At 54.1% G+C, this 26,254-nt stretch carries 19 protein-coding genes; 2 read left to right on the plus strand and 17 right to left on the minus strand.

What is annotated here, in order from left to right; all coding sequences use genetic code 11:
• Positions 1 to 91: 91 nt before the first annotated feature.
• The 13 genes from F599_RS0102785 to ilvN all read right to left on the minus strand — a co-directional run bounded on the left by F599_RS0102785 (position 92) and on the right by ilvN (position 18,944).
• Entirely contained in the window at positions 92 to 1,348 is a 1,257-nt protein-coding gene (locus tag F599_RS0102785; RefSeq protein WP_071592833.1) for a L,D-transpeptidase family protein, read from the minus strand.
• A gap of 103 nt (positions 1,349 to 1,451) precedes the next feature.
• Positions 1,452 to 2,324, minus strand: a complete 873-nt coding sequence (locus tag F599_RS0102790) for an NAD(P)/FAD-dependent oxidoreductase (protein WP_019542010.1) — start codon at positions 2,322 to 2,324, stop codon at positions 1,452 to 1,454.
• A 108-nt stretch (positions 2,325 to 2,432) separates the two neighbouring features.
• Complete coding sequence (gene pcrA / locus F599_RS0102795) at positions 2,433 to 4,736, minus strand: DNA helicase PcrA (protein ID WP_019542011.1); 2,304 nt, start codon at positions 4,734 to 4,736, stop codon at positions 2,433 to 2,435.
• Positions 4,737 to 4,825: 89 nt separating this feature from the next.
• Positions 4,826 to 6,478: a putative manganese-dependent inorganic diphosphatase gene (locus tag F599_RS0102800; protein WP_019542012.1), complete on the minus strand. Its 1,653-nt coding sequence runs from the start codon at positions 6,476 to 6,478 to the stop codon at positions 4,826 to 4,828.
• A 99-nt stretch (positions 6,479 to 6,577) separates the two neighbouring features.
• Positions 6,578 to 7,498, minus strand: a complete 921-nt coding sequence (gene ftsY, locus F599_RS0102805) for a signal recognition particle-docking protein FtsY (RefSeq protein ID WP_019542013.1) — start codon at positions 7,496 to 7,498, stop codon at positions 6,578 to 6,580.
• Between the two features lie 46 nt (positions 7,499 to 7,544).
• Positions 7,545 to 11,096 (minus strand): chromosome segregation protein SMC, encoded by a 3,552-nt coding sequence (smc, locus tag F599_RS0102810; RefSeq protein WP_019542014.1) that lies wholly within the window; start codon positions 11,094 to 11,096, stop codon positions 7,545 to 7,547.
• A 25-nt stretch (positions 11,097 to 11,121) separates the two neighbouring features.
• Complete coding sequence (locus F599_RS0102815; protein ID WP_019542015.1) at positions 11,122 to 12,030, minus strand: LysR family transcriptional regulator; 909 nt, start codon at positions 12,028 to 12,030, stop codon at positions 11,122 to 11,124.
• 312 nt (positions 12,031 to 12,342) lie between these two features.
• Positions 12,343 to 14,004 carry a biosynthetic-type acetolactate synthase large subunit gene (ilvB, locus tag F599_RS0102820; protein ID WP_019542016.1) on the minus strand — a complete coding sequence of 554 codons (1,662 nt, stop codon included), beginning with the start codon at positions 14,002 to 14,004 and terminating at the stop codon, positions 12,343 to 12,345.
• Between the two features lie 326 nt (positions 14,005 to 14,330).
• The gene (gene leuB / locus F599_RS0102825) at positions 14,331 to 15,398 is read right to left on the minus strand and encodes a 3-isopropylmalate dehydrogenase (protein ID WP_019542017.1); all 1,068 of its coding nucleotides are present in this window, start codon (positions 15,396 to 15,398) and stop codon (positions 14,331 to 14,333) included.
• 15 nt (positions 15,399 to 15,413) lie between these two features.
• On the minus strand, positions 15,414 to 15,902 hold the full coding sequence (locus F599_RS0102830) for a 3-isopropylmalate dehydratase small subunit (RefSeq protein WP_019542018.1): 489 nt from the start codon (positions 15,900 to 15,902) through the stop codon (positions 15,414 to 15,416).
• A 1-nt stretch (position 15,903) separates the two neighbouring features.
• Complete coding sequence (gene leuC, locus F599_RS0102835) at positions 15,904 to 17,166, minus strand: 3-isopropylmalate dehydratase large subunit (protein WP_019542019.1); 1,263 nt, start codon at positions 17,164 to 17,166, stop codon at positions 15,904 to 15,906.
• A 250-nt stretch (positions 17,167 to 17,416) separates the two neighbouring features.
• Positions 17,417 to 18,433: a ketol-acid reductoisomerase gene (gene ilvC / locus F599_RS0102840; RefSeq protein ID WP_019542020.1), complete on the minus strand. Its 1,017-nt coding sequence runs from the start codon at positions 18,431 to 18,433 to the stop codon at positions 17,417 to 17,419.
• Entirely contained in the window at positions 18,414 to 18,944 is a 531-nt protein-coding gene (gene ilvN, locus F599_RS0102845; protein WP_026327764.1) for an acetolactate synthase small subunit, read from the minus strand. The genes ilvC and ilvN overlap by 20 nt, the downstream gene beginning before the upstream one ends.
• 404 nt (positions 18,945 to 19,348) lie before the next feature.
• Here ilvN and mutY point away from each other — a divergent pair, with 404 nt between their 5' ends.
• Both mutY and F599_RS0102855 read left to right on the plus strand, forming a co-directional pair.
• Complete coding sequence (gene mutY, locus F599_RS0102850; RefSeq protein ID WP_019542022.1) at positions 19,349 to 20,446, plus strand: A/G-specific adenine glycosylase; 1,098 nt, start codon at positions 19,349 to 19,351, stop codon at positions 20,444 to 20,446.
• Positions 20,447 to 20,612: 166 nt separating this feature from the next.
• Positions 20,613 to 22,670, plus strand: a complete 2,058-nt coding sequence (locus F599_RS0102855) for a methyl-accepting chemotaxis protein (protein WP_019542023.1) — start codon at positions 20,613 to 20,615, stop codon at positions 22,668 to 22,670.
• Between the two features lie 124 nt (positions 22,671 to 22,794).
• Here the strand turns inward: F599_RS0102855 and F599_RS0102860 are convergent, their stop codons facing one another.
• The 4 genes from F599_RS0102860 to cobI are packed head-to-tail and all read right to left on the minus strand — an operon-like array spanning position 22,795 to position 26,221.
• Positions 22,795 to 23,574 carry an ABC transporter ATP-binding protein gene (locus F599_RS0102860; protein ID WP_019542024.1) on the minus strand — a complete coding sequence of 260 codons (780 nt, stop codon included), beginning with the start codon at positions 23,572 to 23,574 and terminating at the stop codon, positions 22,795 to 22,797.
• Between the two features lies 1 nt (position 23,575).
• Positions 23,576 to 24,559, minus strand: coding sequence for a FecCD family ABC transporter permease (locus F599_RS0102865; RefSeq protein ID WP_019542025.1), 984 nt, complete (start codon positions 24,557 to 24,559; stop codon positions 23,576 to 23,578).
• Positions 24,556 to 25,506: an ABC transporter substrate-binding protein gene (locus F599_RS0102870; protein ID WP_019542026.1), complete on the minus strand. Its 951-nt coding sequence runs from the start codon at positions 25,504 to 25,506 to the stop codon at positions 24,556 to 24,558. The genes F599_RS0102865 and F599_RS0102870 overlap by 4 nt, the downstream gene beginning before the upstream one ends.
• Before the next feature lie 16 nt (positions 25,507 to 25,522).
• The gene (cobI, locus tag F599_RS0102875; RefSeq protein WP_019542027.1) at positions 25,523 to 26,221 is read right to left on the minus strand and encodes a precorrin-2 C(20)-methyltransferase; all 699 of its coding nucleotides are present in this window, start codon (positions 26,219 to 26,221) and stop codon (positions 25,523 to 25,525) included.
• Positions 26,222 to 26,254: the final 33 nt, after the last annotated feature.

A 26,254-nucleotide genomic window follows, 5' to 3' on the forward strand; every position in this document is an offset into this window, starting at 1 on the left:
AGATCTACTCTACGGAAGCACGGACAGCATTGCGTCTAAGCATTGCGTCTAAGCTTCGCGCAGCAGTGCTTGACACCCATTCGGCTCGTGATCATGCATCAGCCTGCTCACTTCTCGCTCCATCAGTCGGCTGCGTAACCATGGACGGATGCTGCTCAGGCTGTGCGGAATCTGTCGCTCTTTCTGTGCTTCCCGTCGTCACTGACGTTGCAATGGTTGCCTCGGACGGTTCTGCTTTTCCTGCAGAAGTCTTCTGATAGGCGAAACCGTCTTTCCCGGATTGGCCGCCGTCCAAATGATAAAGCGTCGCCACATCATCGGCATTGCAATACAGAACGTCTTTCTTGTCATAGCCGATGGCCTTGCCATACGTACTTGTGAGAACCTGGGCTGCAGCATCCCAGCCGAGATTGACACCTGCGGCGTCAGCAAGATCGATGGCAGGGAGATAGGTGATGCCATCCTGGATGACAGCCTTGTTCTTCATTTTCTTGCCGTCAACGGTGATATTATAAACCTTGCCGATATAAGTAGGTTCTCCATCTGATGCGTCGATTTTCTTTTGAATGTCTTCATCACTGATGAAATTTTGCACACCAAAGCCTGCGAGCCAGCGCGTTACCTCCGCAACATCAAGCGGCTGCCTGTCGTAGCCGTCCGGATAAATATAGAAAGCGACCGTGTCGTCCGGCGTTTTCTCGACGACGATGCGATTATAGGTGATTTCTACCGGTGTGCCGATTTTCACGAGCTCGAACAGTGCTTCGACATCCTTTTCATTCATACGGATGCAGCCATTGGAGACATAATGACCGATAGACTCCGGCTTGTTCGTACCGTGAATGCCATAGTTTCCCTGAATCTCCATCCAGCGATATCCGAGCGGATTGCTCTCACCGGACGCAATGGAGTTTTCAGGATTCTCAGGATCTGTCCACGTCGGATTGACATCCTTCGAACGAATGGAGAAATAACCTACAGGTGTCGGAGTGCCCGGTTTTCCAGGCCCGATGGGATAAAGGCGGATTTTTTTCGTACCCTCGTAAAGTGCCAAGGAGCGACTAGCCAGGTTGATCATGATGCGGCGGCTGTTGAGAGCCGCTTCATCTGTCTTGCCAGCAACAGATGCCTTGTCCGTGTTTCCAGATTCTACGGCGGGTTGTTCTGTCGCCGCCTGCGGTTTGTTCGTCTCACTTGCCTTCGTTGTTTTCTCGGCAGGTACTGCAGTGACCACATCTCCTTGCGTTACAGTAACGACGGGAGATACTTCTTCTGCAGCCCAAACAGGTGTGCTAGCAGCCATTAGGGCTACACTTAAAACTCCAGCTGAAAAATTTTTCCACATCATAAAAAACTCTTTTCTATACCATAATTAGAACATTGCTTTCCTGATTATCCTACCATTTCAAGCGGGAATTTACAAGGAAGCAAAACACAGGTTACAAGTCGTATCATGATTTAGAACGCAGATAATTTACAGCGGACAGACCTGCTTTTGCTCCTTCGTAGACAGCCTTTGCAACTTGAAGGAGGCCGCCGGTACAGTCACCTGCCGCGAAGATGCCCGGCACATTCGTCGCCATATTTTCATCCACTTTGACGCTGCGGCCCTCGAGCTGTATGCCCATCTTCTTCGCTAGTACAACGCTTCCAGCAGTACCGATGGCGATGAATACGCCATCCAGCGGCAGTTCCGCACCATCCTCGAAGACGACGCTTTCCACATGTTCTGTCCCTTTTATCGATGAGAGCTTACTTGTATGGACCGTCATCCCCTGAGGGAACTGTGCCGTTTCCTCAGCACCATTTGTCAGGATATGAAGTTCGGAGACATGGGGAGCAAGAACTTCCGCTTCATGCAGAGCATACGCGCCAGCACCGATGACGCCGACACGCTTCTTGCGGTAGAAGAATGCATCGCAGATGGCACAGTAGCTTACCCCCTTGCCTTCCAGTTCCGCGATGCCGGGAATCTGCACGCTCTTCCGAGAAGCCCCTGCCGCAAGGATTACACTGGGCGCAGAAAGCTCGAAATCTTTGCCCGCCACAGTGTAGCCGTCAAATGTATCATTGAAGCCGAGCTGCATGACCTCGCCGCTTTGCAGCGTGATGCCGAGGCGACGCGCTCCCTCGATGCCACGGCGTTCCAATTCTGCGCCAGTTACCGGTTCAGGAAAGCCATAATAGTTTTCAATGCGTTCCGCCTTGGCAAGCGCGCCCTGCCCTTTCGTGACTACCGTCACAGAGGCACCGCCGCGGCGCGCGTAAAGCGCAGCCGATATGCCTGCAGGACCAGAGCCAATCACGATGATTTTCTTTTCCATTTTGCTCATCCTCCCCTACTTGATAACATTATAGAAGGAAATCCACCTATCCCCTTTAGCTTAGATATTTCCATAGTTTCCTTCTGTGAGCATCTCACACGATGATGCCTATACTTTTTCAATCGGCGCGTATTTCTGCATGAGTCCTTTTACGCCTTGATTTGGGAAAGCAATTTTGAGTTCGACCTCCTCGCCCTCTCCCTTGACGGAAACGACGGTACCCACGCCCCATTTCCCATGCTTCGCCTTGTCGCCGACATGCCAGGAAATGTTGGTATCAGGACGGATCACGTCGCCGCTTTTCGGTACCGTATTCCGTGCGGAAAGCTCGCGCATAGCCTCGAGGGCAGATTTTGGCTTGCCAACAAAATGAGTGCCGCTGCCAAATTGCGCAGAGGAGGGGCGAAAGGTCATAACGCCTTGACGCTGCTGTGCCCCGTAGGAACTTGCCGACGCAAAACCATAGGCATTGCGGCGCGGCACAAGTTCTTCCAAACATTCTTTGGGAATCTCCGCGAGAAAACGGGAGGCCGGATTTGCATTGGCGCGGCCATAGAGCGTCCGTTTCGCCGCATGTGTCAGGTAGAGCTTGCGTTCTGCACGTGTAATGCCCACATAGCAGGCACGGCGCTCTTCTTCCATTTGGTCGTCATCCATCAGCGCGCGGCTATGCGGGAAGATCCCCTCCTCCATGCCGGTGATGAAGACAATGGGAAACTCCAGGCCCTTGGCTGCATGCAACGTCATGAGAGTAACGCGGTCATCCGCAAAATCAGCATGATCCACATCGGAGACGAGTGAGAGCTGCGCGAGGAAATTCTCGAGCGTAGGCTGTTCTTCCTTTTCCATGAATTCCTTGGCCATACCGATGAATTCCTTGAGATTTTCCAGGCGTTCCTTGCTCTCTGGCTTCTTGTCATTCTCCAGTTCTGCCTGATAGCCCGATTCCTGCATAACGTGCGAGATCAGATCATTCATCGAGAGATTTGACTGGATGGCCATGATATTGAAAATAAAGGAAGTAAAAAGCTCCAGAGGACGTTTGACGCGACTTGTGATACCGGGAATTGCCGCCAAGACATCCTGATTGGAAATCACATCAAAGAGTGTCAGATCATTTGCCGCTGCGTATTCCATGAGCTTCGAGAGAGATGTCTGGCCGATGCCCCGTTTCGGCACGTTGATGATGCGCAGCAAGCTGACATTGTCCAATGGATTGAATATAACACGCAGATAAGCGACGATATCCTTGATTTCCTTGCGGTCATAGAATTTCAGCCCGCCGACCATCGTATACGGTATATGTGCCGACATGAGCCCTTCCTCTAAGATGCGTGACTGGGCATTCGTCCGATAGAGGATTGCCATGTCACCATAGCTCGCCTGGAAGATGTCCTTCTGCTTCATGATGGTTGTCGCTACGAAATGTGCTTCATCCTTTTCGTCCATCGCCTGATAGGATGTGATTTTCTCTCCCTGCGGATTTTCTGTCCAAAGCGCTTTTTTCTTGCGCTGGACATTGTGCTCGATTACCGCATTCGCTGCTGCGAGGATGGTCTTTGTCGAACGGTAATTCTGTTCCAGTTTGATGGTCGTCGCATCCGGGTAATCCTGCTCGAAATCCATAATGTTACGGATATCGGCACCACGCCAACCATAGATGGATTGATCTGCATCGCCAACAACGCAGAGATTATGATGAGCGCCGGCCAAAATTTTCGTGAGCTGATACTGCGCGCCGTTCGTATCTTGGTACTCATCTACAAGAATATATTGGAAGCGACGCTGGTATTTCTGCCGGATATCCTCTTGTTCCTCCAGCAGCCGCACGGAAACCATGAGCAAGTCGTCAAAATCAAGCGCGTTGCTTTCCCGCAGTCGCTGTGCATAGAGCTCGTAGACTTCGGCGACCTTTTCCTGGAAAAATCCATCCGCCAGTTTCTTGAATGTATGCGGCCCCTGCAGCTGGTTTTTCGCGTTGGAAATCGCATGCAGGATATTATTGGGCGCATACTGTTTCTCGTCGAGATTGAGTTTTTTCAGGCAATCCTTGATGACAGCCTGACTGTCACTCGTATCATAGATGACGAAGTTCCGACGGTAGAGTTCCGTCGCCTCGATTTCTCGGCGCAGGAACCTAGCACAGAAGGAATGAAATGTGCTGAGCCATACCTCTTTGGCGTTTTCGCCAATCATGCGGTCTACACGATCGCGCATCTCTGCTGCCGCCTTGTTCGTGAATGTGATTGCAAGGATGCGATAGGGCGGAACGCCCTGCGCCAACAAGTTCGCGATGCGGCAGGTGAGCACCTTCGTTTTACCTGAACCGGCACCTGCCATGATGAGCAGCGGCCCCTCTGTATGCGCGACGGCTTCTCTTTGCGCAGGGTTGAGTCCACTAAAAATATCCAAGATTTCCTCCTCGTTTGCTCGTGATGAAATGCGGTAAAAAGCCGCCCCTAGCGCACCAGGGGCGGCGGATGAAATACAATGATGGATGCTTACTCTTTTTCCTTGATGCGCTTCACCGCTTCGGAAAGCGGTGGCACGATCTGCTTCTTGCGGCTCATGACGCCGGGGAGGTAGACATGCGTACCGCTGGCATCCTTCTTGAAAGCCTCGCCGATCAACGTCTTGGGCGAACCTGCGTACAAGAGATACGTCGCCTCTTCCAGGATGTCCGTGACCATCACGAGACTCATATCGAAACCTTCTTTCTCGCAGATGGTCGTCATCGCCTCAATGAGCTGTGGCTCCAGTCCGAGGACTTCCTTCGTATCCATGACGGAAATCTGGCTGATGAGCAAATGGTAATCGCCCATCTGGAATTCCTTGGAGTCATTCTTCGCAATCTCCATCGGGGTCATATCGCCGATGCCAGAGCCAGCCTTGAGCATTGCCATGCCGTACTCCTTGAGGTCGACACCCGCGATTTCCGCCAGGCGCTCCGCAGTCTTCTTATCGTACGGCGTGCACGTCGGGGATTTGAAGAGCACCGTATCTGAAAGAATGGCTGAGAGGAGCAGGCCCGCTACCGGTGCGGGGATGTCGACATCCTGCTGCCAGTGCATGTTGGCAACGATGGTCGCCGTGCAGCCCACTGGCTCCGCATGCGTGAAGATTGGCTCGCTCGTCTGGATACCGCCGAGACGGTGATGGTCGATGACCTCGACAATCTTGGCTTCCTCGATGCCCTCGACGGCCTGGCCGCGTTCATTATGATCGACGAGGATTACGCGGTCACGCTCCGGCATCGTGAGCTCATCACGGCTCACAAGACCGACGAGACGACCGTTCTCGATGACAGGATAATTGCGGTAATGCGTCTCTTCCATGGTGCCTTTGATGTCAGAGAGCAGGTCCATCGGCTTGAAGCAAACAGGGTTCTCATGCATGATGCGGCGGACCGGCACACACTGGTTGATGAGACGTGCCGTCGTATACGTATCATATGGCGTGGACAACACGAACATGTGACGCGCTTCCGCGGCCTCGATGACATCAGCAGACACGCGGCCGTTCCCTGTGATGATGAGGACGGAGATGCCCTGCTCCACGCAGTCGATGATGGTCTCATCGTGGCGGTCGCCGATCAAGACGATATCATTCTCCTTGATGCCCGCTTTGATCGTCTTGAGCGAGCCTGCCGCAATCCGTACATCGCCTTGGATGAAGTCGCTTTCGATACCGTCGACGAGTACCTTGGCATCGATAGCGGCAATGATATCACGATACCGCACGCGCATGTCAGAAAGGTTCGCCATGCCAAGCTCCTGGAAATAGCGTTTGGCCAGATCGGACACTGTCACGATGCCCACGAGAATGCCCTTGCTGTCCGTCACGGGAACAGAACGCAGATCATGATCGCGCATGATTTCGCCCAGCTGTCGCAATGTATCATGCTGCTTGACAACGATCTTGCAGTCGAGCAGCACATCTTTGACGCGAGGATAGAGATCCGACAGGAGCAGCGGCTGCTGCATATGGAAATACTCGAGCGCATATTTTGTCTCTGCATTCACCTTTCCCGCCCGCGCCGCGACGACGTTCTCGCCGAGCGCCTGCTTGAGATGCGCATAACCGATGGCAGAACAGATCGAGTCTGTATCCGGATTTCGATGGCCAATGATATAAATGGGTTTCGTATTCTTCATCCTGAAAAATCCTCCCTCTGACAAACAGCAGTTTCATTTATTATAATAAAAATTCTCGTAAGCGTCTACCCTTCTGAGGGAGAGAAATCGCCCGCTTCTTCATTTTCCGAGCAAAGCCCTCGCAAAATCTTCCGCGACGAATGGACGCAGATCCTCTACGCCCTCACCAACACCGATCCACTTTACCGGCATAGACAGCTGGCTCTTGATGCCTATGACCACACCGCCTTTTGCCGTGCCATCGAGCTTCGTGAGTACGACGCCAGTAATCGGCGCAACCTTGGTGAAGAGCTCTGCTTGATGGATGGCATTCTGCCCCGTCGTCGCATCGAGGACGAGCAATGTCTCATGCGGAGCCTCAGGGATTTCCCTCTTGATGACGCGGTTGATTTTCTCCAACTCCTGCATGAGGTTGGATTTCGTCTGCAGACGGCCTGCCGTATCGACAATGAGGACATCGACGCCGCGAGCCTTTGCTGCATTGACAGCGTCGAATGCGACAGCTGCCGGATCAGATCCCTCCTCATGCTTGATAACCTGTGCCCCTGTGCGTTCGCCCCAGACTTCGAGCTGATCGATGGCGGCCGCGCGGAAAGTATCCGCTGCCGCAAGCATGACACTCTTTCCCTGCGCCTTGTAATAAGCAGACAACTTGCCGATGGTTGTCGTCTTGCCTGCGCCGTTGACGCCGATGACGAGAAGCACCGTCGGCCCAGCAGCTGCCACGCGCGTCTTGTCCTGTTCTTCCCCTGCCGTGAGGATGTCGCTGATTTCCTGCGCCAGGAACGGTTTCAGATCCTCGGGGGCATTGATTTTTTTCTGCTTGATTCCCTGGCGCACAACTTTCATGAGCCGTTCCGTCGTAGGTACGCCGACATCGGCCATGAGCAGGGTTTCCTCCAGTTCGTCGAGAAAATCATCGTCGATATCCGCGTAGCCGATGACCAGTTTCTCAATACGGTTGGTGAGATTCTCCCTCGTCTTGTTAAGTCCTTTTTTCAGTTTATCAAAAAATCCCATGGCTTATGACCTCCTGAATCGTTACATATTATATTGTCAACCATCTTCAGACTTCATCAAGTTTTACGGATAATACCTGCGAGACACCTGCACCGTCCGTTGTCACGCCATACATCGTATCAGCAGATTCCATCGTTCCCTTGCGGTGTGTCACAACGATAAACTGCGTAGCGTGAGAAAGTTCTCTGAGATATTGGCCGAACCGCGCGACGTTCGCTTCATCAAGTGGTGCGTCGATTTCATCGAGCACAGAAAACGGCGACGGTTTATACGTCAGAAATGCAAAAAGCAAAGCGATAACTGTAAGTGCGCGCTCTCCACCTGATAACGCCGAAAGCCCCTGCCGTTTCTTATGCGGCAGCGTCACGAGAATGTCAATGCCTGCGTGCAGGATATCCTCCCCATCATCGAGAAGCTTCAAATCTGCCTGTCCGCCGCCAAAAAGCTTGACAAAGCTCTGCTGGAAATAACCCTGTATCTTGGTAAATGCCGACTGGAACTGCTTTGTCATCACATCATCCATTTCCTGCATAAGTGCGGAAAGATCCGCCTTTGCAGCATCGAGATCCTGTGCTTGCCGCTGCATGAAATCAAGCCGCTTACATTGTTCCTCATATTCCTTGATGGCCTCAGGATTCACTGGGCCGAGAGTTTCTATCTTCCCCTTGAGTTCCTGCAGACGTGTTTTCACCTCTGCTGCAGGCAGCTGCAGACGCTGCGCCGCTGCAAGCTCCGGTGTCAGCCCATACATAGATAGCAGCTTCTGCGTGCAATCCTCCAGAGCATAATCGATTTTTGACAGCTGCAAGTCCAGTTGATGCTCCATTTCCTGAAGTTCCCGCTGCCGGGAAGCCAGCTTCTTAAGCACCTGATCAGCAGACTGTGCTTCCTCAAGCAAGCGCATCTTTTCCGCGTAGCAGTCATCCTTCTTCTGTCGGAGTTGTTTCCTTTCCTCGCGCAAGCATTCCTGCTGCATTGTGAGTTTGTCTATACTGGCCTGATTCTCCTTATCTCCATCCTGCAGGCGAGCAAGTTCTCCCTGTATCTTCTCGAGTGCCTGTTGCTTCTGCTTTATGCGGCGTTTTACATCCTGCAAGCGAACTGTATCCTGTTCGCAGGTTGCAGAAAGCACGGCCAGTTGTTTTTCATACGCGAAAATCTGCTGCTTCAGAGCGTCAACATCTTCTGAGATATCCGCCGCTTCTTCCCTCTTTTCCTCCGTCTCCTTTGCATGCGCTGCGAGTTTTTCCTCTGCTTGTCGTACACGAGATTTCTGCAGAGAAAGCGTCTCCTGTGCTTTGGCAAAGGATTGCTGCAGCAAGGCATATTGCTCTGCTGATTCCCGGTAGCTACGCTCCTCTTCCTGTAATGCAGCCTGTTCGGTTGTCAAAGCGGTTTTCAGTTCTGCCTGGTGGACAAGATGTGCTTGCTGCGCCTCCACAAGATGTGCCTGCGACTGTTCGGCCGTCAGACAGAGCGCTTCCTGCTCCTCCAGATGCGTCCCGACTTTCTTCTCTCTGTCTTGCAGATCCTCTATCTGCTTGCAGCAAAATGCCAATTCGCTACGCCGTCCTAGGAAGCTCGCATCCCGATGAAAGCGGCCACCGCCGGAGATGGATCCGCCCGGATGTAGCAACTCGCCTTCCAAAGTCACGATGCGTTGGCGCCGACCTGTATCGTTGGCAATGGCGAGCGCGTGGTCAAGCGTATCGACCACCAGCGTTCGTCCGAGCAAGAACTCTGCAACGCGACGATACTTCTCTTCTATGCGGATGAGGTTGCTGGCAAAACCAAGCACGCCCTTCTTCGCCAGAAGAGAAGACGCATCCACAGGCTGTCGCACGACGAGCGAAGTCAACGGCAGGAAAGTGACTCTGCCGAGGCGTCGGCGCTTCAGAAATGCTATGGCCGCCTTGGCCGTTTCGATATCTTCTATGACCACATGCTGCTGGCTTCCAGCGAGCGCCACCTCTATCGCTGTCACATATTTCCCCGGTACTTCGAGCAGTTCAGCAACAGCACCGCAAATCCCTTCATGCCACGGTTCTTCGTTGCGCAGGACAGAGCGCACCGCCATACCGAATCCCTCATACGCTTGCTGCATTCGCTCAAGCAATTTACGACGACTCATCAGCTCTTTCAACTGTACGCACAAGTCTTGATGCTGCCTGCGCGCTTTGAAAAGCGCCTCTTTCCTTTCGCGGCTGACTGTAATCGCGAGCTGGAGCTTGTTCTCGAACTGCGTTGCTTCCTGCTCAGATTGCGTGAGCTGCTCCTGGAGGTGTTCTGTCTTTCTTTTGGCATCTGCGATACGTGTTTCCTGATCCTGCTGCTTTTTTCCCTGCTCACACTGCCCCTGTGCATGGAATTCCACGGCCGTCTTCATGACAGCAAGCTCTTTGCTACACGTCAAGCTGTGAGCGCGCTGTTCTTCCTCCTGTGCCAGAGCTACAGCTAACGCGTCCTCTGCGTCTCTGAGCGCAGACTCTGTCAGGGTGAATTCTTCTTTCTTTTCTTTGAGGTTATCTTGCAACAGAGACATGTCATGTGCCTGCCCCGCAAGACTTTCAGAAATTCGTTGTGCTACTTGCTTCGTTGCCTGCAGTTCCTCTTTCGTCTCCGCTGCCTGCTCTGTCAAGCGTGTGCGTGCCGCATCCTCGCTGGACTGCCGCTCTCTGCGCACGGCAAGTTCTGCTTGGAGGTATTCCACCTTTTCCTGCAAATCCTGTTCCTGACGGGCATATTTCTGCAAGGAAGCCTCTTTCTTCACTATTTGCAGCTTCGTTTTTTCGCGAGCAGTTTCCTTTTCCTTGATTGACGCGGCCAGTGCTGCCTGTTTATCTCTCACAGCACCTTTTTTTTCCTGTTTCTCTGTGCGTGCGGTGGTGAGGTCATCATAATTCTCACTCAAGCTGGAAATCTCACACTGACGGTATTCGCCAGACAGTCTGTCAAACAGGCGTGTCTTCTCCGCTTGTTTTGCCAGTGGTACAAGCTGCGCATCGATTTCCTGCATGATATCCTGTACGCGCACGAGATTTTTCTCCGTGGATTCCATTTTGCGAAGTGCCTCGCCCTTCCGCGTCTTGTACTTCGTGATACCTGCTGTTTCCTCGAAAAAAGCACGCCGCTCCTCCGGACGGCTGTTCAAGATGTGATCCATGCTATTCTGCCCGATGATGCTCATGCCCTCATGGCCGATTCCCGTATCCGCAAAGAGCTGATACACGTCTTTGATGCGGCAGCGCGCATGATTGATATAGGATTCACTTTCACCGCTGCGAAAAAGTCGCCGCGTCACGACAACCTCCTGGTACGCAATGGGCAGTGTTCCATCAGAATTATCAAAAACGAGAGATACCTCGGCCACATTGAGCGCCTTACGCGCACTGCTTCCCGAAAAAATGATATCCTCAGCTTTCGCCGCACGCAGATTTCGTGTATTTTGTTCACCAAGAACCCAGCGGATGGCATCTGTGATATTGCTTTTTCCACTGCCATTAGGGCCAACAATCGCCGTAATGCCGCGATGAAAAACAATTTCTGTCTTTTCAGCAAACGATTTGAATCCATAGGCTTCCAGGCGCTTCAGCTGCATATTCTCTTGTCAGTCCCCTTTTTATTTATTTTTGTCGAAAATGTTTCTTGAAATCCGGCATGGCCGTATATGTCCGCATGAAATCCATAAAGCGATTATCGATGGATGAAAACGTCTTATGGGTTCCCCAGTACAGAGAAATATTGAGCGGGATCTTCGGTTCAATCTCCCTGCGATAGAAAATCTTCTCATTCTTCGTGACGAAATTCGGCAGGACAGAAATTCCCGTCCCATTTGCCACAAGTTGCTTGATCGTCTTCAGCTGCGATGTGCAAAGTACGATGTCTGGCGTAAAGCCATGCTGCGTGCAATTATCGAAAACAGTACGATATTGAAAAGTATGCGGCTGCTGCATGATGAACTTTTCCTTGCGCAGCCTCGTGAACGGAACAACCATAAGCTCTTTCAGCGGATGTTTGGGAGGCAGGCACAGACACATCTCGTCCTTCATGATGAGGAATTCATTCGTGCCACATTCCTCCGGGCTGCAGAGAACAACACCAAAATCAAGTTCTCCTAAATCTGCCTGTTCTCGTACCTCCAGAGAGTCATTGAATTCTTGCACATCCAACGTGATATCAGGATACGCCGCCCGGAATTTCGTAAAAAAATCCGGGAACAAATAGCCTTCCACCATAGGTGGAATTCCAAACCGGATGGTGCCGCGCGCCTCGCTGTGAAATCTCTGCATGTCCTGATATGCTGACTGCACATCACGCATGATGCGCTGTGCATGAATCAGGAAAGTACGGCCCTCTTCTGTGAGAGTAACATGTTTCTGGCTGCGATCGATCAGCGTGAGCTTCAGTTCTCCCTCTAAGGATTTGATGGCCTTCGTTACCGATGGCTGCGAAACATGCAGGACCTCTGCTGTCCGCGTGAAGTTCTCGAGCTCGCTGATGGTGACAAAATATTCTAATTGCCGAAATTCCATACAGGCATCTCCTCATATCATTTCATTCAGCTCATTCAGTTCTAAAGGAATCACTGATTCCATATCGTTTAGCAATAGCATGACTTTTATTTCTCTGATAACGAATGTGTAATCAGGAGCATGCATATATCTCTGAGAACATTCTATCATAGGCAATAGTTATATTCCAGTCAAGTGCGGGAATTTAAGGAATCACTGATTCATTCGGCACTTCCTTGAAAGGAGTGAACGACGTAAAAAGAACGGTATCCTGAACGAATCAGTTACTCAAAAAAGAAGCCCTCGTTTTCACGAAGGCTTTCATGGCTATTTTTATTTGAAATCTACGAACTGATCAAGGGTCGCACCGCCTTTTGTCATTGGTTCCACAAAACTGCGGTGGACGTTCATGACGATGACGCGCGGCCCATCGGCCGCCATGGCATCTGCAAAAGCTTCAGCAAATTCTTCCTGTGTCGAAACCGTCTCCGCCGAGATGCCGAAGCAACCAGCGTACGCCGCATAATCCATGGGATAGTCAAACTCGCAGGCGATGTACCTTTCATCGTAATTTACCTTCTGCAGTTGGCGGATCATGCCAAGGCTCGTGTTGTTGACAATGATGGAGATGATGGGCAGATGCAGGCGGGCAATCGTATAATATTCGTTGCCTGTCATCTTGATGCCGCCGTCACCAGCGACATGGATGACCCTTCTAGTTTTACCGTAGAAAAGTTGCGCGCCCATCGCCGCAGGGAGTCCGAACCCCATCGTACCTAGGCCCCCGGAGGTCAACCATGTGCGTGGTTCCTCGATAGAGAGATGCAGCGCGGCCCACATCTGATGCTGCCCCACATCGGTGGCAAAGGCAAAGGGCTTCCCCTTTGTCGCTTTGGCAATCGTATGCATGGCCCAGGGAACGGTCAGCCGCGTCACCTGATAGTCGTAATCATATGTATCCTGCCAGGTTCTGATCTGCTGCCACCATTGCGTGCGCTCTTCTCCCGGATCCTTCTGCATGAGCAGAGAAAGGATTGTCTTCATATCGCCGGCCAGCCCCAGGGAATGCGCTACATTCTTATCGATTTCCGCTGGATCGATATCGATATGGATAAATTTCGTACCCTCGGTATACTTATCGAGGTTGCCCGTCTGGCGATCGCCGAAGCGGCTGCCGATGGCGATTACAAGATCTGCAGCGGCGATGGCATGATTGGCAGCCTTCTTGCCATGCATGCCGGCGAAACCAAGGGACTGTGGATGAGAGCGCGGAATGGCCCCCAGCCCCATCAGCGTATGCGCCACTGGCAGGTGATAACGCTCAACGAACGCCTGCACCTCTCGAGAAGCGCCAGCGGAAATGACGCCGCCGCCTACAATGACGACAGGACGCTTTGCCGCAGCAACCTCTCGCGCCGCCTCCGCTACGCAGATCAGAAAATCGGCATCCGGTTTGCCCGGCGCTTTTTCTGCAGGTTCTTCTCTCCGGTAATCAACCTCCGCGAAGAAAAGGTCCTTGGGAATATCTATGAGCACAGGCCCGGGGCGGCCGTGGCGCGCAATGCGGAATGCCTCGCGCACGGACGCCACCAGGTCTTCCGGGCGCTTCACTTTGAAGTTGTGCTTCGTGACTGGCATGGTCACGTCAAGAATATCTGTCTCCTGGAATGCGTCACGCCCCAAAGATTTCGTATCCACCTGTCCCGTGATGGCGACAACAGGAATGGAATCCATGAACGCTGTCGCGAGTCCAGTGACCAAGTTGGTGGCACCGGGCCCTGAAGTTGCGATACAGACGCCTACTTTCCCTGAGGCCCGGGCATAGCCATCAGCGGCATGTGCCGCGTTCTGCTCGTGCGTGACCAGGATCTGCCGGATATCCTTGGCGTCATAAAGCGCATTATAAAGCGGCAAAATCATGCCGCCCGGATAGCCGAAAATGAGATCCGTCTTCTGCTCACGCAGGCATTCGAGGACGGCTTGCGCTCCTTTCATTGAATCACCCCTGACTCTTTAGGAAATCACTGATTAATTCGACACTCCGCCTTCACACGTCTTCACTGTCCTCCCGTCACCCTGAATCCTCCGTACAAAACGCGATGGAGCGTTTTGCCGCTACGCCTCCGGTTTATCTCCTAAGAAGATACAGCGCATCCGCATAAATCCGGAGCACCTCACGAATCAGCGCTTCCTTAGAAATTCTGCTAGAAACCGTGGGATTCCTTACCCCGTCGAAGAGGATGGTTCCTCTCGGGACACTGAGCAAGACCAGAGAAGAGCTCCTGCACGCAGAGACGCGGCCGCTCCCACATCACAGTTCATCAGATGCGCTCGCAGATGACATCTGCCATTTCATCCGTGCTCACGCGCTGGAAGCCATCCTTATAGAGATCGGCTGTGCGATAGCCGTCCGCAAGGGCCTGATCGACAGCGGCCTCGATTGCCTTTGCCGCCGCCTCTTCATGCAGAGAGTAACGCAGCAGCATGGCAGCGGAGAGAACGGTTCCCATGGGATTGGCAATCCCCTTGCCCGCGATATCCGGCGCGCTGCCGTGAATCGGCTCGTAGAGACTCGTATCCGTACCGATGGATGCCGAAGGCAGCATACCGATGGAACCACCGACCACAGCGGCCTCATCGGAGAGAATGTCGCCGAAAAGGTTTCCTGTCACAATCACGTCGAACTGCGCGGGGCGGATGGCGAGCTGCATCGCGCAGTTATCCACATAGAGATTGTTGAGCGCGACTTCCGGATATCCTTTGGCCACCTCCGCCGTCGTACGGCGCCACAGGCGAGAGGTTGCAAGCACGTTCGCCTTATCGACGGACGTGACCTTGCCGCGGCGCAGCTTCGCCGTTTCAAAGGCGAGCTTCGTGATGCGTTCGACCTCCGGCACGGAATAGTTCTCGAGATCCCAGGCGCGCTCGCTGCCCTTGTACTGCTCGGACTCGCATTTGTCACCGAAATAGATTCCGCCGATGAGCTCACGCACGATGACGAGATCGACCCCCTTGGCGAGTTCTGGCTTGAGCGGTGAATACTCGACCAACGCATCCGCTACTTTCACAGGGCGCAGATTCGCGTAGAGTCCGAGCTGCTTGCGCAGGCCGAGGATGGCTTTTTCCGGGCGCAGCGATGGCTCAACGCCATCCCATTTGTCGCCGCCGACAGCGCCGAAGAGCACACCATCCGACGCCTTGCACGCCGCGACGGTATCGGCGGGCAGCGGCGTACCGAATTTGTCGTAGGCCGTACCGCCGGCATCCTTATAGGTATAGGAAAGCCCCAGCTGGAACTTCTCGTCTGTTTTTTTCAAGACCTTGACGGCAGCATCCGTGATTTCCTTGCCGATGCCGTCGCCGGGAATGACTGTGATTTTATATGCCATTGCTCTGCCTCCTTCTCATGCGTTCTGCTTCACATACGCCACGAGACCGCCAGCCTTCGCGATATCCTGGATGAATCCAGGCAGCGGATGCGCATGGAAGGTATCCCCTGTCGTCAGATCCTGGATGACGCCCGTTGCGACATCGACGCTGAGCTCGTCGCCTGCCTTGATTTTCTCCACATCATCGCCGATCTCGAGCAGCGGCAGGCCGATGTTGATACCATTGCGATAGAAGATGCGCGCGAAGCTCGCCGCAATGACCACAGGAACACCGGATGCCTTGATGGCGACCGGCGCGTGCTCGCGAGAGGAACCGCAGCCAAAATTGCGGCCGCCGACCATGATATCACCCTGCTTCACATTCCCGGCGAAGCTTTCGTCAATGTCAACCATGCAGTGCTTCGCGAGCTCCTGCGGGTCGAATGTATTCAGATAACGCGCAGGGATGATGACATCCGTATCGATATTGTCCCCGTAGCGCCAGACTTTTCCCTGTAATGCCATATCACTCTACCTCCTCCGGCACGGCGATGCGTCCCAAAATCGCGCTGGCCGCCGCTGTCTGCGGGCCTGCCAGATAGACCTCGCTGTCCACATGTCCCATGCGGCCGCGGAAATTGCGGTTCGTCGTCGAGACGCACTTCTCTCCGGCTGTCATGATGCCCATATAGCCGCCGAGGCATGGGCCGCAGGTCGGCGTCGAGACAGCGCAGCCCGCATCGATGAACGTATCGATATAGCCCTTGTGCATCGCTTCCTTGTAGACCGCCTGACTGCCCGGAATCACGATGCAGCGCACGCGCGGATGCACGACATGCCCCTCGAAAATCTTCGCGGCGATGGCGAGATCCTCAAGACGCCCATTCGTGCAGGAGCCGATGACAACCTGATCGATGGCGATGGGCTCCTCAATGTCCTTGACCGGCTTCGTGTTGCCCGGCAAATGCGGGAACGCTACCACCGGCGTCAAAGCGCTGAGATCGATTTCCACCGTCCGCGCATAGACGGCATCTGCATCCGCCTCCACCGGCTCATACGGCTTTTTCACGCGTCCCTTGACATACGCCTCCGTGATGGCGTCATAGGGGAAGATACCATTTTTCGCGCCCGCCTCGATGGCCATATTCGCAATCGTCAGCCTGTCTGTCATCGAGAGCTCCGCTACGCCCTCGCCCGTGAACTCCAACGACTGATAGAGCGCGCCATCCACGCCGATCTTGCCGATGAGCGTGAGGATGACATCCTTGCCCGTGATGTTCGCTGGCTTTTTCCCTGTCAGGTGGACATTGATGGCCTCCGGCACTTTGAACCAAGCCTTGCCCGTCGCCATCGCCATGCCGAGATCCGTCGAGCCGACACCTGTCGAGAAGCCGTTCACCGCACCATAGGTGCAGGTGTGCGAGTCCGCGCCGATCGTCAGCATGCCCGGACCGACAAGCCCCTTCTCCGGCAGGATGACATGCTCGATGCCCACGCGTCCCTGCTCGAAATAGTTGACAATCTTATGCTTGTGCGCAAAATCGCGAACAATTTTCGCAAGACCTGCGCTCTTGATATCTTTTGCCGGCTGGAAATGATCCGGCACGAGCGCGATCTTCTCGGGATCGAAGACCGGACGACCGATTTCTTCGAATTTCGCAATCGACGGCGGCGCCGTGATATCATTCGCCAGCACCATATCGAGATGGCACGTAATCAGCTGCCCCGGATGGACCTCAGGCAGTCCTGCATGCTTTGCGAGAATCTTCTCGCTCATATTCATGCCCATACGTTCTCCTACCTTTCTCTTGGGGATCATATGCGGCGTCACTTTGCGTGACCCATACACGCATGCCGTTCCCCTCCTTATCGAAAACACGCTATTTATTATACCATATCAGGTACGATTTTCCGAGAGTTCAAAAGGTCCGCGGGATATACTGCCTCCCACGGACCTTTTTTATCACCCGGCGGGTGCCGCCTCTCCTGCTAGGCAGGCCAAGGCGATATGAAACTTCAAATGAGAAACGAGATAGGACTCAGTCCTTCGAGAGATCAGCGCCGTCACGCAGCCACGGCATCATCGCACGAAGCTCCTTGCCGACCTTCTCGATCGGATGCTCTGCATGGAGCTGACGCTGCATGAGGAAGTTCACACGGCCAGCAGCACGGTTCTCGAGGAGCCAGTTGCGAGCGAACGTGCCATCCTGGATCTCCTTGAGGACTTTCTTCATCTCTTTCTTCGTTTCTTCCGTGATGATGCGCGGGCCGACCATGTAGTCGCCGTACTCCGCCGTATCAGAAATGGACTTGCGCATCTTCGTGAAGCCACCCTCATAGCAGAGGTCAACGATCAGCTTCATCTCATGGAAGCACTCGAAGTACGCCATCTCCGGCGGGTAACCAGCCTCGACAAGGACCTCGAAGCCCGTCTGCATCAGCTGGCAGACGCCGCCGCAGAGGACAGCCTGCTCGCCGAAGAGATCCTCTTCCGTCTCATCGCGGAACGTCGTCTGCAGAACACCGGAACGCGTAGCGCCGAGGCCTTTAGCATAAGCGAGCGCAATGTCGAAGCACTTGCCGGACGCATCCTGATAAACAGCGAAGACAGCCGGCACGCCAGAACCCTCTGTGAAGGTACGGCGAACGAGATGGCCTGGGCCTTTCGGGGCAACCATGAATACATCGACGTTGGCCGGCGGCACAATCTGCTTGAAATGAATATTGAAGCCATGAGCGAAAGCGAGAGCACTGCCCGGCTTGAGGTTCGGAGCAATCTCCGTCTTATAGACGTCGGCCTGCTTCTCATCCGGAATCAGGATCATCGTGATATCAGCCTGCTTGACTGCTTCAGCCGTCGGCAAAACCTTGAGGCCGTGTTCCTCAGCGACCTTCTTGGACTTGGAACCCTCATAAAGACCGACGACGACATTCACGCCGCTGTCCTTGAGGCACAGCGCATGGGCATGGCCCTGGCTGCCATAACCGATGACGGCGACCGTCTTGTCCTTCAAGATTTCCCAATTTACATCCTGATCATAGTAAGTTTTTGCCATAGTACTCTCTCTCCTCACAATGTTCATAAATCGTATGTTCTCCGCGTTCAAGCGCGATGAGGCCTGTGCGAATGACCTCGCTGATTCCATAGGGCTTGAGGAGCCTCAGAAAGGCCGTGACCTTGTCATCGTCTCCTGTGATCTCGAAAATCAGCGTCGTCGGCTGCACATCGACGACATGTGCCCGGAAGAGCTCTGCCATCTTCAGTACATCGAGGCGATTCGTATCATCCGCACGCACCTTGATGAGCGTCATCCCGCGGCATACAGCAACCTCAGAATCGAGCCGTTCCACGCCTCTGACCACCGGCATCTTCTCGAGCTGCTTGATCATCTGCTCGATGAGATTCTCATCCCCATGCACCACGATCGTGATGCGGGAGAACTCCGGCGACTCTGTGACGCCGACAGAAAGACTGTCGATGTTGAACTCTCGTCTGGAAAACATGCTTACAACCCGGACAAGCACGCCTGTCTGATTCTCAACAAACACGGATAACACATGCTTCATGTCCATATTGCGCCTCCCTTTGCGATTTTTATCTGTAAGGTTGTAAACGTTGTATACATTATTACGCTTTTCCGCCTCGTTTGTCAACAGGAAATCGAAAAAAAATCATGCCGTATAACGTTTTCTTTTTCCACTCATCTTTGTTCCCTATTATGGGTTGTTCAACGCACAAACCTTCAACAATGTGTGCCACCCTGAAAGTATTTCCAGCCAATCATGTCGCGCAAAGGCCTGTGCACTTGGGCATCTACATACTAAGCTCCACGCACAAACGTCCACTTTGTGGACATTGTGCGCCCGTCCTTGCAGTAAATTCAGCCAATCGCGCTGCGCCTGCGGCTTGCGCTCTTGGGGATTTACATAGTAGAATGTATGTTACTTCAGAAAATACGAGGCGATACACCATGTCCGACCATAAGCCAGAGGAGAATCATCTGCCAAATACAGCCATTCTCTCCTCCGTTTCCGAGCCCCTGCTTCGCTGGTACAAAAACCGCGCGCGTGTCCTCCCCTGGCGTGAGGAGCCATCCGCATACCGTGTCTGGATCTCCGAAATCATGCTGCAGCAAACGCGAGTCGCTGCCGTGATTGCTTACTTCGAGCGATTCCTCTCAGCACTCCCGGATGTTGCTTCCCTTGCCGCTGTTTCTGATGACCAGCTCATGAAACTCTGGCAAGGACTCGGTTATTACAACCGCGCACGCAATCTGAAGAAAGCCGCACAAATCGTTGTGAATGAATACCACGGGCAGATTCCCCTGGAGTTTCACGAACTCTTGAAACTGCCCGGCATCGGTCGTTACACTGCAGCCGCCATCAGTTCCATTGCCGGAGGCGCACCCTTCCCCGCTGTGGACGGCAATGTGCTGCGCGTCGTCACGCGCCTCACGCTTTGCCGCGAAGATATCCTCAAGGATCGTACAAAACGTCATATAGAGGAAACTCTGCGTCCGCTCTATACAAAAGGCCCTCTTTCCTCTATGCTCAACCAGGCCTGGATGGAGCTTGGCGCTACGGTCTGCATCCCGAACGGCGCACCGCACTGTGCACACTGCCCGCTCGCACGCTTCTGCCTCGCCCATGACAATGACTGCACGGCTGAATTCCCCATCAAGCAAGCGAAAAAGAAACGACGCCGGGAGCAGCTGACCGTACTACTCCTCCGCCGAGGCGACAAGATCGCGCTGCGGCAGCGCAGCAGTAAAGGGCTGCTCGCCGGACTTTATGAGCTTCCGCATCTTCCTGGTCATTTACGAGTGAAAGAAATCTTCTCTGCGCTTGCCGCGCGCGGCTTCTCCGTGGCAGAAGTCCGCGCTCTGCCTCCCGCACATCATGTGTTCACACATATCGAATGGGATATGACTGGCTTTCAAGTAACACTGAGAGCTAAGATGTCAAACGACCAGCAGATTTCCAATCACCTCATCTGGGCCTCGATGGAAGACATCCTTCATCGCTACAGCATCCCTGCGGCATTTCAATATTTCCTGCACGATTTATGACACACCCCCTCCTAACAGAAGCACAGAAAACGACACCCCAGCCATAACATCTTGTCCATGTATACCAGGAAGAACTGATTACAAAGAAGGAATTTTATTTCATGCGTAGAATATGGTTACCTTGGAAGAAACTAGGGAATATTTGAAAGAAAGGGATGTGTTGTCTATGCTATCTTTATTTCATGACCATAAGGCACCAACCATCGTCACACATGCGGAAGCTGCAGCCGCTGCGCCCGCAGCGAAACAAGAGGAGTCACTCGATATCCGCACGTCTTACCTGCAACGCCATGAGCTTGATGCCGCGCACTTGCAGCCGCTCTTCGCGCTGCCGGATGGAGTCGCGCTCGTGCTCGGCTTTGTCTCACCGGATCTTTCCCTCGACGACGTAGCCACCAGCATCAAGCACGAGCTCCCCTCTGATGCCAAGCTGATTCTGATGACGACAGCGGGAGAGCTCTGCCACACAGAGAAAGCGCCGCTCTATCAGCCCGCCACGGAAAACCGCGCGGCTGTTTTGCTCGAATCATTTTCGAAGCGCATGATCGAGCAAGTCTACACCATGAACATTCCCTTGCCCAATGAAGATCTCCGCTCTGGCGAGGTCACGACGACAATTGCCGATCGCGTAGAAGCCATCAAAAAGGAACTCGCGCGTTTCGAGCCACCGTTCCGCATCAGCGTCAACCACACGTTCGCGCTTGTCTATATCGACGGTGTATCGAATTGCGAAACTTTCGTCCTGCAGGCACTTTACGACTCGGGACGCTTTCCCTGTCCGTTCATCGGCGGCAGTGCTGGTGGCAAGATGGATTTTGCCCATACCTACATTTATGACGGTGAGCAGACGGTCGAGAACACGGCCGTCATCACGCTCGTCCGCCTGGCACACGATTATCGCTACGGCATCCTCAAGACGCAGGCCGCGAAGCGGACAGGTGTCTCGTTCACTGTCAGCAGCGCCAACACGGCCTTGCGGTATATCAAGAACGTTGAAAATGCGCAGGGCCAGTCGGTTTCCTTCCTCAACGAGCTCAAACGCCATTTCAACGTCCGGACGAAAGACGAGCTGATGGAGCGTCTCAAGGAATACACCTTCGCCACGGATATCAACGGCGAAGACTTCATCCGCACCATCTCTGATATAGATGAAGCAAATGATCGCGTATCTTTCTTCTGCGATATCGTAACGGGCGAACGCCTGCACCTGCTCAAGCGCGAGCCTCTGGCCAGCACGCTTGCCCCAGCCATCCAGAAATTCCGCGAGGGAAAGCCAGCGCCAATCGGCGGTATTCTCAACGACTGCATCCTCCGGCGCCTCGGCTACCCGGAGGAGATTCCCTCGCTTCGAGCCTTTAACGATCTGCCTGTCGCCGGCTTTTCCAGTTTCGGAGAAATCGCCGGCCTGCATGTCAATGAAACGCTCACGGCCATCATGTTCTACCACGTTCCGGCGGGAACAGCCTTCCGCGACACCTATATCGACCAGTTTGCGAGGACATACGCCGACTGCCATGCCTTCTTCTACGAACGCATCATCAACAAGCAGTCGCATGTCGATGCGCTCAAGACCAGTCTCGTCGCTCTCTTCCAAGATTATCAGTCAAAGATGCCCTCCATCACGAAGACCATCCGTCAAATGAGCGACGATGTCGAGGTCATCAAGGACTCCATCCAACAGATTTCCAGTCGCGTAGATGAACAGAGCGACCTTTTCGCGCAGCTGATTGAGCGCAATCACGAAATTACCCCCAAGCTCGATATGCTGTCGCAAAGCACAAAGAAAATCGATGGCGTCATGAAGATGATCAATGAAATCGCTGCTCAGACGAACCTTCTCGCCTTGAACGCCGCCATCGAAGCCGCTCGTGCCGGCGAGGCGGGCCGCGGTTTTTCCGTTGTCGCCCAGGAAGTCCGCAAACTTTCGGAGAACACCCAGACCAGTCTCCATACCTCAGACGATGCGATTCAAGCGCTGCTGCTCGACGTCGAGCAAATCGATGCCATCCTCGCGGCAAATGCGACCTTCGAAGATAAAGTGCATCAATTCGGAGAGGCTTTCACCGATCAGATGAAAGATATGCACGAAAAGCTTGACAACGGCATCCGCAACATCCAGTCGTCGACAGCCGCCATCCGCGCGTTGGAAGATATCAACCAGACCACAGACGCGCAGCAAAAGAAACTCACAAATATCATCCAGAATATCGAGTTAGGAATCTAAGTTCGCCTCTCGTTCCCAGAAACTTCAGCAATATAAAACGGACATCGCAGAACGTGTAATCGCGATGTCCGTTTTATATTGGTTGAATCCATCGATGAAACTAACTGCGTAGAGACATAGATCCTCATACCAGCTCCACAGGCGACAACACGAAGGCTCCCTGCCGGTTCCGGAAGATGTCCGCCTTGACGCCGAAGACTTCGGCGAGCGTTTTCACTGTCATGAGCTCCTGCGGTCTGCCCTGTCCATAGAGGCGATGATTCTTCAGGATGACCAGCTCGTCTGCGTATTGCAGTGCATGATTGATATCATGCAGCACCATGATGACGGTCATCGACTGACGGGCATTGACCTCCGTGATGATTTTCATGACCTCGAGCTGATGCGCAATATCAAGATACGTCGTCGGCTCGTCAAGCAGGAGGATAGATGGCTGCTGGGCAAGCGCCATGGCGAGAAAAGCCCTCTGCCGTTCGCCGCCTGAGAGCGTCGCAACCTGCCGCTTCAGGTATCCGCCCAGATGCGTCGCCTCTACCGCCCAGGCCACGGCTTCGCGGTCTGCTTTCGCATCCCCGGCGCCCCAGATGCTTCGATAGGGAAACCGCCCGTACGCTACGAGCTGCTGCACTGTCGTATCAGGCGGTGCCGTCATACCCTGCGGCAAAATAGCCAGCCTTCTCGCGAGCTTCTTGCGGGAAAACTTCCTGATCTCCTCCCCATCGAGAAGCACGCGTCCGGCGGCGGGCCGCTGTATTCCGGCCAGCGTCCGCAGAAGCGTCGATTTCCCCACACCGTTAGGACCGATGATGACCGTGCGCTTCCCCTCCGCAAAGGAGATGGTCAGATCCTGCAGGATGTTCTTCCCTGCGATAGAGACGCAGAGATGCGCTACCTCGATCCCCATATCATAATTCCCTCCTGAGCAGAAAGAGAAAGAACGGCGCGCCGAGCACTGCCATGAGAATCCCCACGGGAAGCTCTACCGGCGCAAAGGCCAGGCGCGCAACGGTATCGCTTGCTGTCAGCACAGCAGCGCCAAGCAGTGCTGCCCCCGGCAGCAAGTAACGATAGTCATTGCCTAGGAGCAGGCGGGCCGCATGCGGTACGATGAGTCCCACGAAACCGAGCAGGCCGACGACAGAGACAGCGCTCGCAGCCAGCAGTGCGGCCACAGCCGTCATGAGGATACGAGTGCGCTCCACATGCAGGCCGAGGCCCTTCGCCACCTCATCTCCAAGCTGGAGGATGTTCAGCTGACGCGCGCCGAGGAACGCCAGAAAAGCGCCAGCGAGCGCGTACGGCCAAAGCATAAAGACGTGCGGCCAGCTCCGCGCGGAAAGGCCACCGACCATCCACATCAACGCGCTGTGCACGCGGTCACTGTAGAGAATCATCAGCGCTGAAATCCCCGCACCGAGGAAAGCGGATACGGCAACGCCCGCGAGAATGATCCGCACGGGACGAATCCCGTTCTTCCACGCCAGAAGGTAGATGAGCACTGCCGCTCCCATCGCGCCTACGAAGGCCGCCGGCGTAACCAGCGCACCGTACTCCGGCAGCAGGAGCAGCACGAGGATGCCTGTAAGCCCCGCCCCAGAGGAAATGCCGATGATATGCGGATCAGCCAAAGGGTTCTTCATGACAGCCTGCAGGACAGCGCCTGAAAGGGATAGATTCACCCCCACCAGCAGCGCCACGATCGTCCGCGGCAACCGGATGTTCATGAGGATCTGCGCGTGCGTCCCCCGCTCCCCCGACAAGGCCGCAAGGATTTCCGGCAAGGGAATCTCCACCGAGCCCTTCATGATACTGACAATGGCTGCCAGACACGCCAAAACGGCAAATATGCCTAATAAGCATATTTGCCGCCCATGTTGTCCCATGCTCATCGGAACACCTCAGGATAGACGAGCTTTGCCATATACGCGACAGCCTCAGGATAATGTATGCCAGGGCTCAGGAGGAAGAGATCCTGCGGCAGATAGTAAAGCTTTTTCTGCTGGACAGCAGGCAGCGCCTGCCAGGCAGGATTCCCCGCAATGGTTTCTTCCATGCTCGCCTTGATGTCTTCCATCTTCCCCATGCTCGTGACGAAGATGATTTCCGGATTTTTCTCGACGAGCGTCTCGAGGCTGTACGGTGCCGCATCGGGATTCTTCTCCAGCGGCGTCTCATCTGCGGCGACATTCTCCCAGCCGAGCATCTTCGCTGCCGATCCCGCGATACTGCCCTCCAGCTGCACTGTCAGCCCTTGGTTGGTGCTGTGCAGGATGGCGATGCGATGCTTCTCTTTCGGCAGTTTCTGCAACGTTCCCGCAATCTTGCTGTCCATCGTCTTGATGAGCGTGTCGCCCTTTTCCTGCTCCCCCGTGACTGCGGCAAACATCTGCACCATGTGCTTGACATTTTCATAACTCTTGCTGTCAACGACCAACGTCTTGATGCCGCTTGCCTCAAGCGTATCGACGAGTTTCTCATTCATCCCTTTGTTGATGATGACGAGATCCGGCTCGCAGGCCAGCACCTTCTCTGTATCGATCTGGTAGACCTTGCCGACAGAGGCTTTATCCTTCGCATAGTCCGGCATCTGCGTCTTGGAATCCGGACGCCCGACGACATCACCGCCGACTTTATGCAGAGGCTCTAGGAACGAAGCCGATGTCACGACGATGCGCTCCGGCTTTTTTTCCAGCACGACCTCACGTCCCAGATCATCCTCGATGGTAGCGAATGCAGATGCAGATGATGCCGCCTGTTCCTTCGCCCCCTGCGTACCGCAGCCCGCAAACGCCATGAGTGCGAGCCCCAGCAGCATACCGATAAGAATCCGTTTCATAGCGAAAGCCTCCCTCTCAATTGTGGCGCGTCAGAATCGTAGAAAGATAATTGAGGGGCTCGCCCTTGTGCGCCGAAATATCTCTGATGATGCGCTCCTCCGGCAAACCGGCGCGACTCACCAGTACGGCCTGCTGGGAAAGGTCATGCGCCTCGAGGAGGGAGATCACCTCGTCTGCATTTTTATAAACCTTCATGAGCACGACGTTATCCGCAGTGGAAAGCGCGCGCTCAATCTTCTCTTTTGGCGCCGTCGCGGGGATGACAGCGAGTACATCATCTCCCTCGACGATAGGATAGCCGACGCGGCTGCCGATGGCGGCGAAGGCGGGAACGCCAGGAATCGTCCGCACCTCGACATCTTCCTGCGCGAGCAAGCGATAGACATAGATGTACGTGCTATAAAACATGGGGTCACCCAGCGTGAGAAACGCGACATTCTTCCCCGCGCGCAGGAGAGAAAGAATCTCCGCCTTATTCGCCTCCCAGGCGGAATCATCCTTCTCAAAGCCCTTGACCATCGGGAATACCTGATAAACGATCTCGATACCCGGCTTCAGATAGGGCCGTGCGATATGGAGCGCAACGCTGCCGTCCTTCTTCTCCGTCTTCGGAGCGATGAGCACATCGGCCTCCTTGATGGCATGAATCGCCTTGACCGTCAAAAGCTCCGGATCGCCAGGGCCGACACCAATCCCATAAAATATACCGTCCATGCAGAACCTCCTGTGCCTTGCAGTTCAGTGATA

This window comes from Selenomonas bovis DSM 23594 (assembly GCF_000381005.1).
Taxonomy (GTDB): domain Bacteria; phylum Bacillota; class Negativicutes; order Selenomonadales; family Selenomonadaceae; genus Selenomonas_C; species Selenomonas_C bovis.

Coding starts and splice junctions, on each gene's coding strand:
- F599_RS0102870 (WP_019542026.1), bottom strand. CDS start 25,506: ATGAAACGGATTCTTATCGGTATGCTGCTGGGGCTCGCACTCATGGCG.
- leuB (WP_019542017.1), bottom strand. CDS start 15,398: ATGGCATATAAAATCACAGTCATTCCCGGCGACGGCATCGGCAAGGAA.
- F599_RS0102785 (WP_071592833.1), bottom strand. CDS start 1,348: ATGATGTGGAAAAATTTTTCAGCTGGAGTTTTAAGTGTAGCCCTAATG.
- F599_RS0102830 (WP_019542018.1), bottom strand. CDS start 15,902: ATGGCATTACAGGGAAAAGTCTGGCGCTACGGGGACAATATCGATACG.
- F599_RS0102815 (WP_019542015.1), bottom strand. CDS start 12,030: ATGGAATTTCGGCAATTAGAATATTTTGTCACCATCAGCGAGCTCGAG.
- ftsY (WP_019542013.1), bottom strand. CDS start 7,498: ATGGGATTTTTTGATAAACTGAAAAAAGGACTTAACAAGACGAGGGAG.
- mutY (WP_019542022.1), top strand. CDS start 19,349: ATGTCCGACCATAAGCCAGAGGAGAATCATCTGCCAAATACAGCCATT.
- ilvC (WP_019542020.1), bottom strand. CDS start 18,433: ATGGCAAAAACTTACTATGATCAGGATGTAAATTGGGAAATCTTGAAG.
- ilvB (WP_019542016.1), bottom strand. CDS start 14,004: ATGAAAGGAGCGCAAGCCGTCCTCGAATGCCTGCGTGAGCAGAAGACG.
- F599_RS0102855 (WP_019542023.1), top strand. CDS start 20,613: ATGCTATCTTTATTTCATGACCATAAGGCACCAACCATCGTCACACAT.
- F599_RS0102800 (WP_019542012.1), bottom strand. CDS start 6,478: ATGAAGAATACGAAACCCATTTATATCATTGGCCATCGAAATCCGGAT.
- cobI (WP_019542027.1), bottom strand. CDS start 26,221: ATGGACGGTATATTTTATGGGATTGGTGTCGGCCCTGGCGATCCGGAG.
- F599_RS0102865 (WP_019542025.1), bottom strand. CDS start 24,559: ATGAGCATGGGACAACATGGGCGGCAAATATGCTTATTAGGCATATTT.
- smc (WP_019542014.1), bottom strand. CDS start 11,096: ATGCAGCTGAAGCGCCTGGAAGCCTATGGATTCAAATCGTTTGCTGAA.
- F599_RS0102860 (WP_019542024.1), bottom strand. CDS start 23,574: ATGGGGATCGAGGTAGCGCATCTCTGCGTCTCTATCGCAGGGAAGAAC.
- leuC (WP_019542019.1), bottom strand. CDS start 17,166: ATGGGCATGAATATGAGCGAGAAGATTCTCGCAAAGCATGCAGGACTG.
- ilvN (WP_026327764.1), bottom strand. CDS start 18,944: ATGAAGCATGTGTTATCCGTGTTTGTTGAGAATCAGACAGGCGTGCTT.
- F599_RS0102790 (WP_019542010.1), bottom strand. CDS start 2,324: ATGGAAAAGAAAATCATCGTGATTGGCTCTGGTCCTGCAGGCATATCG.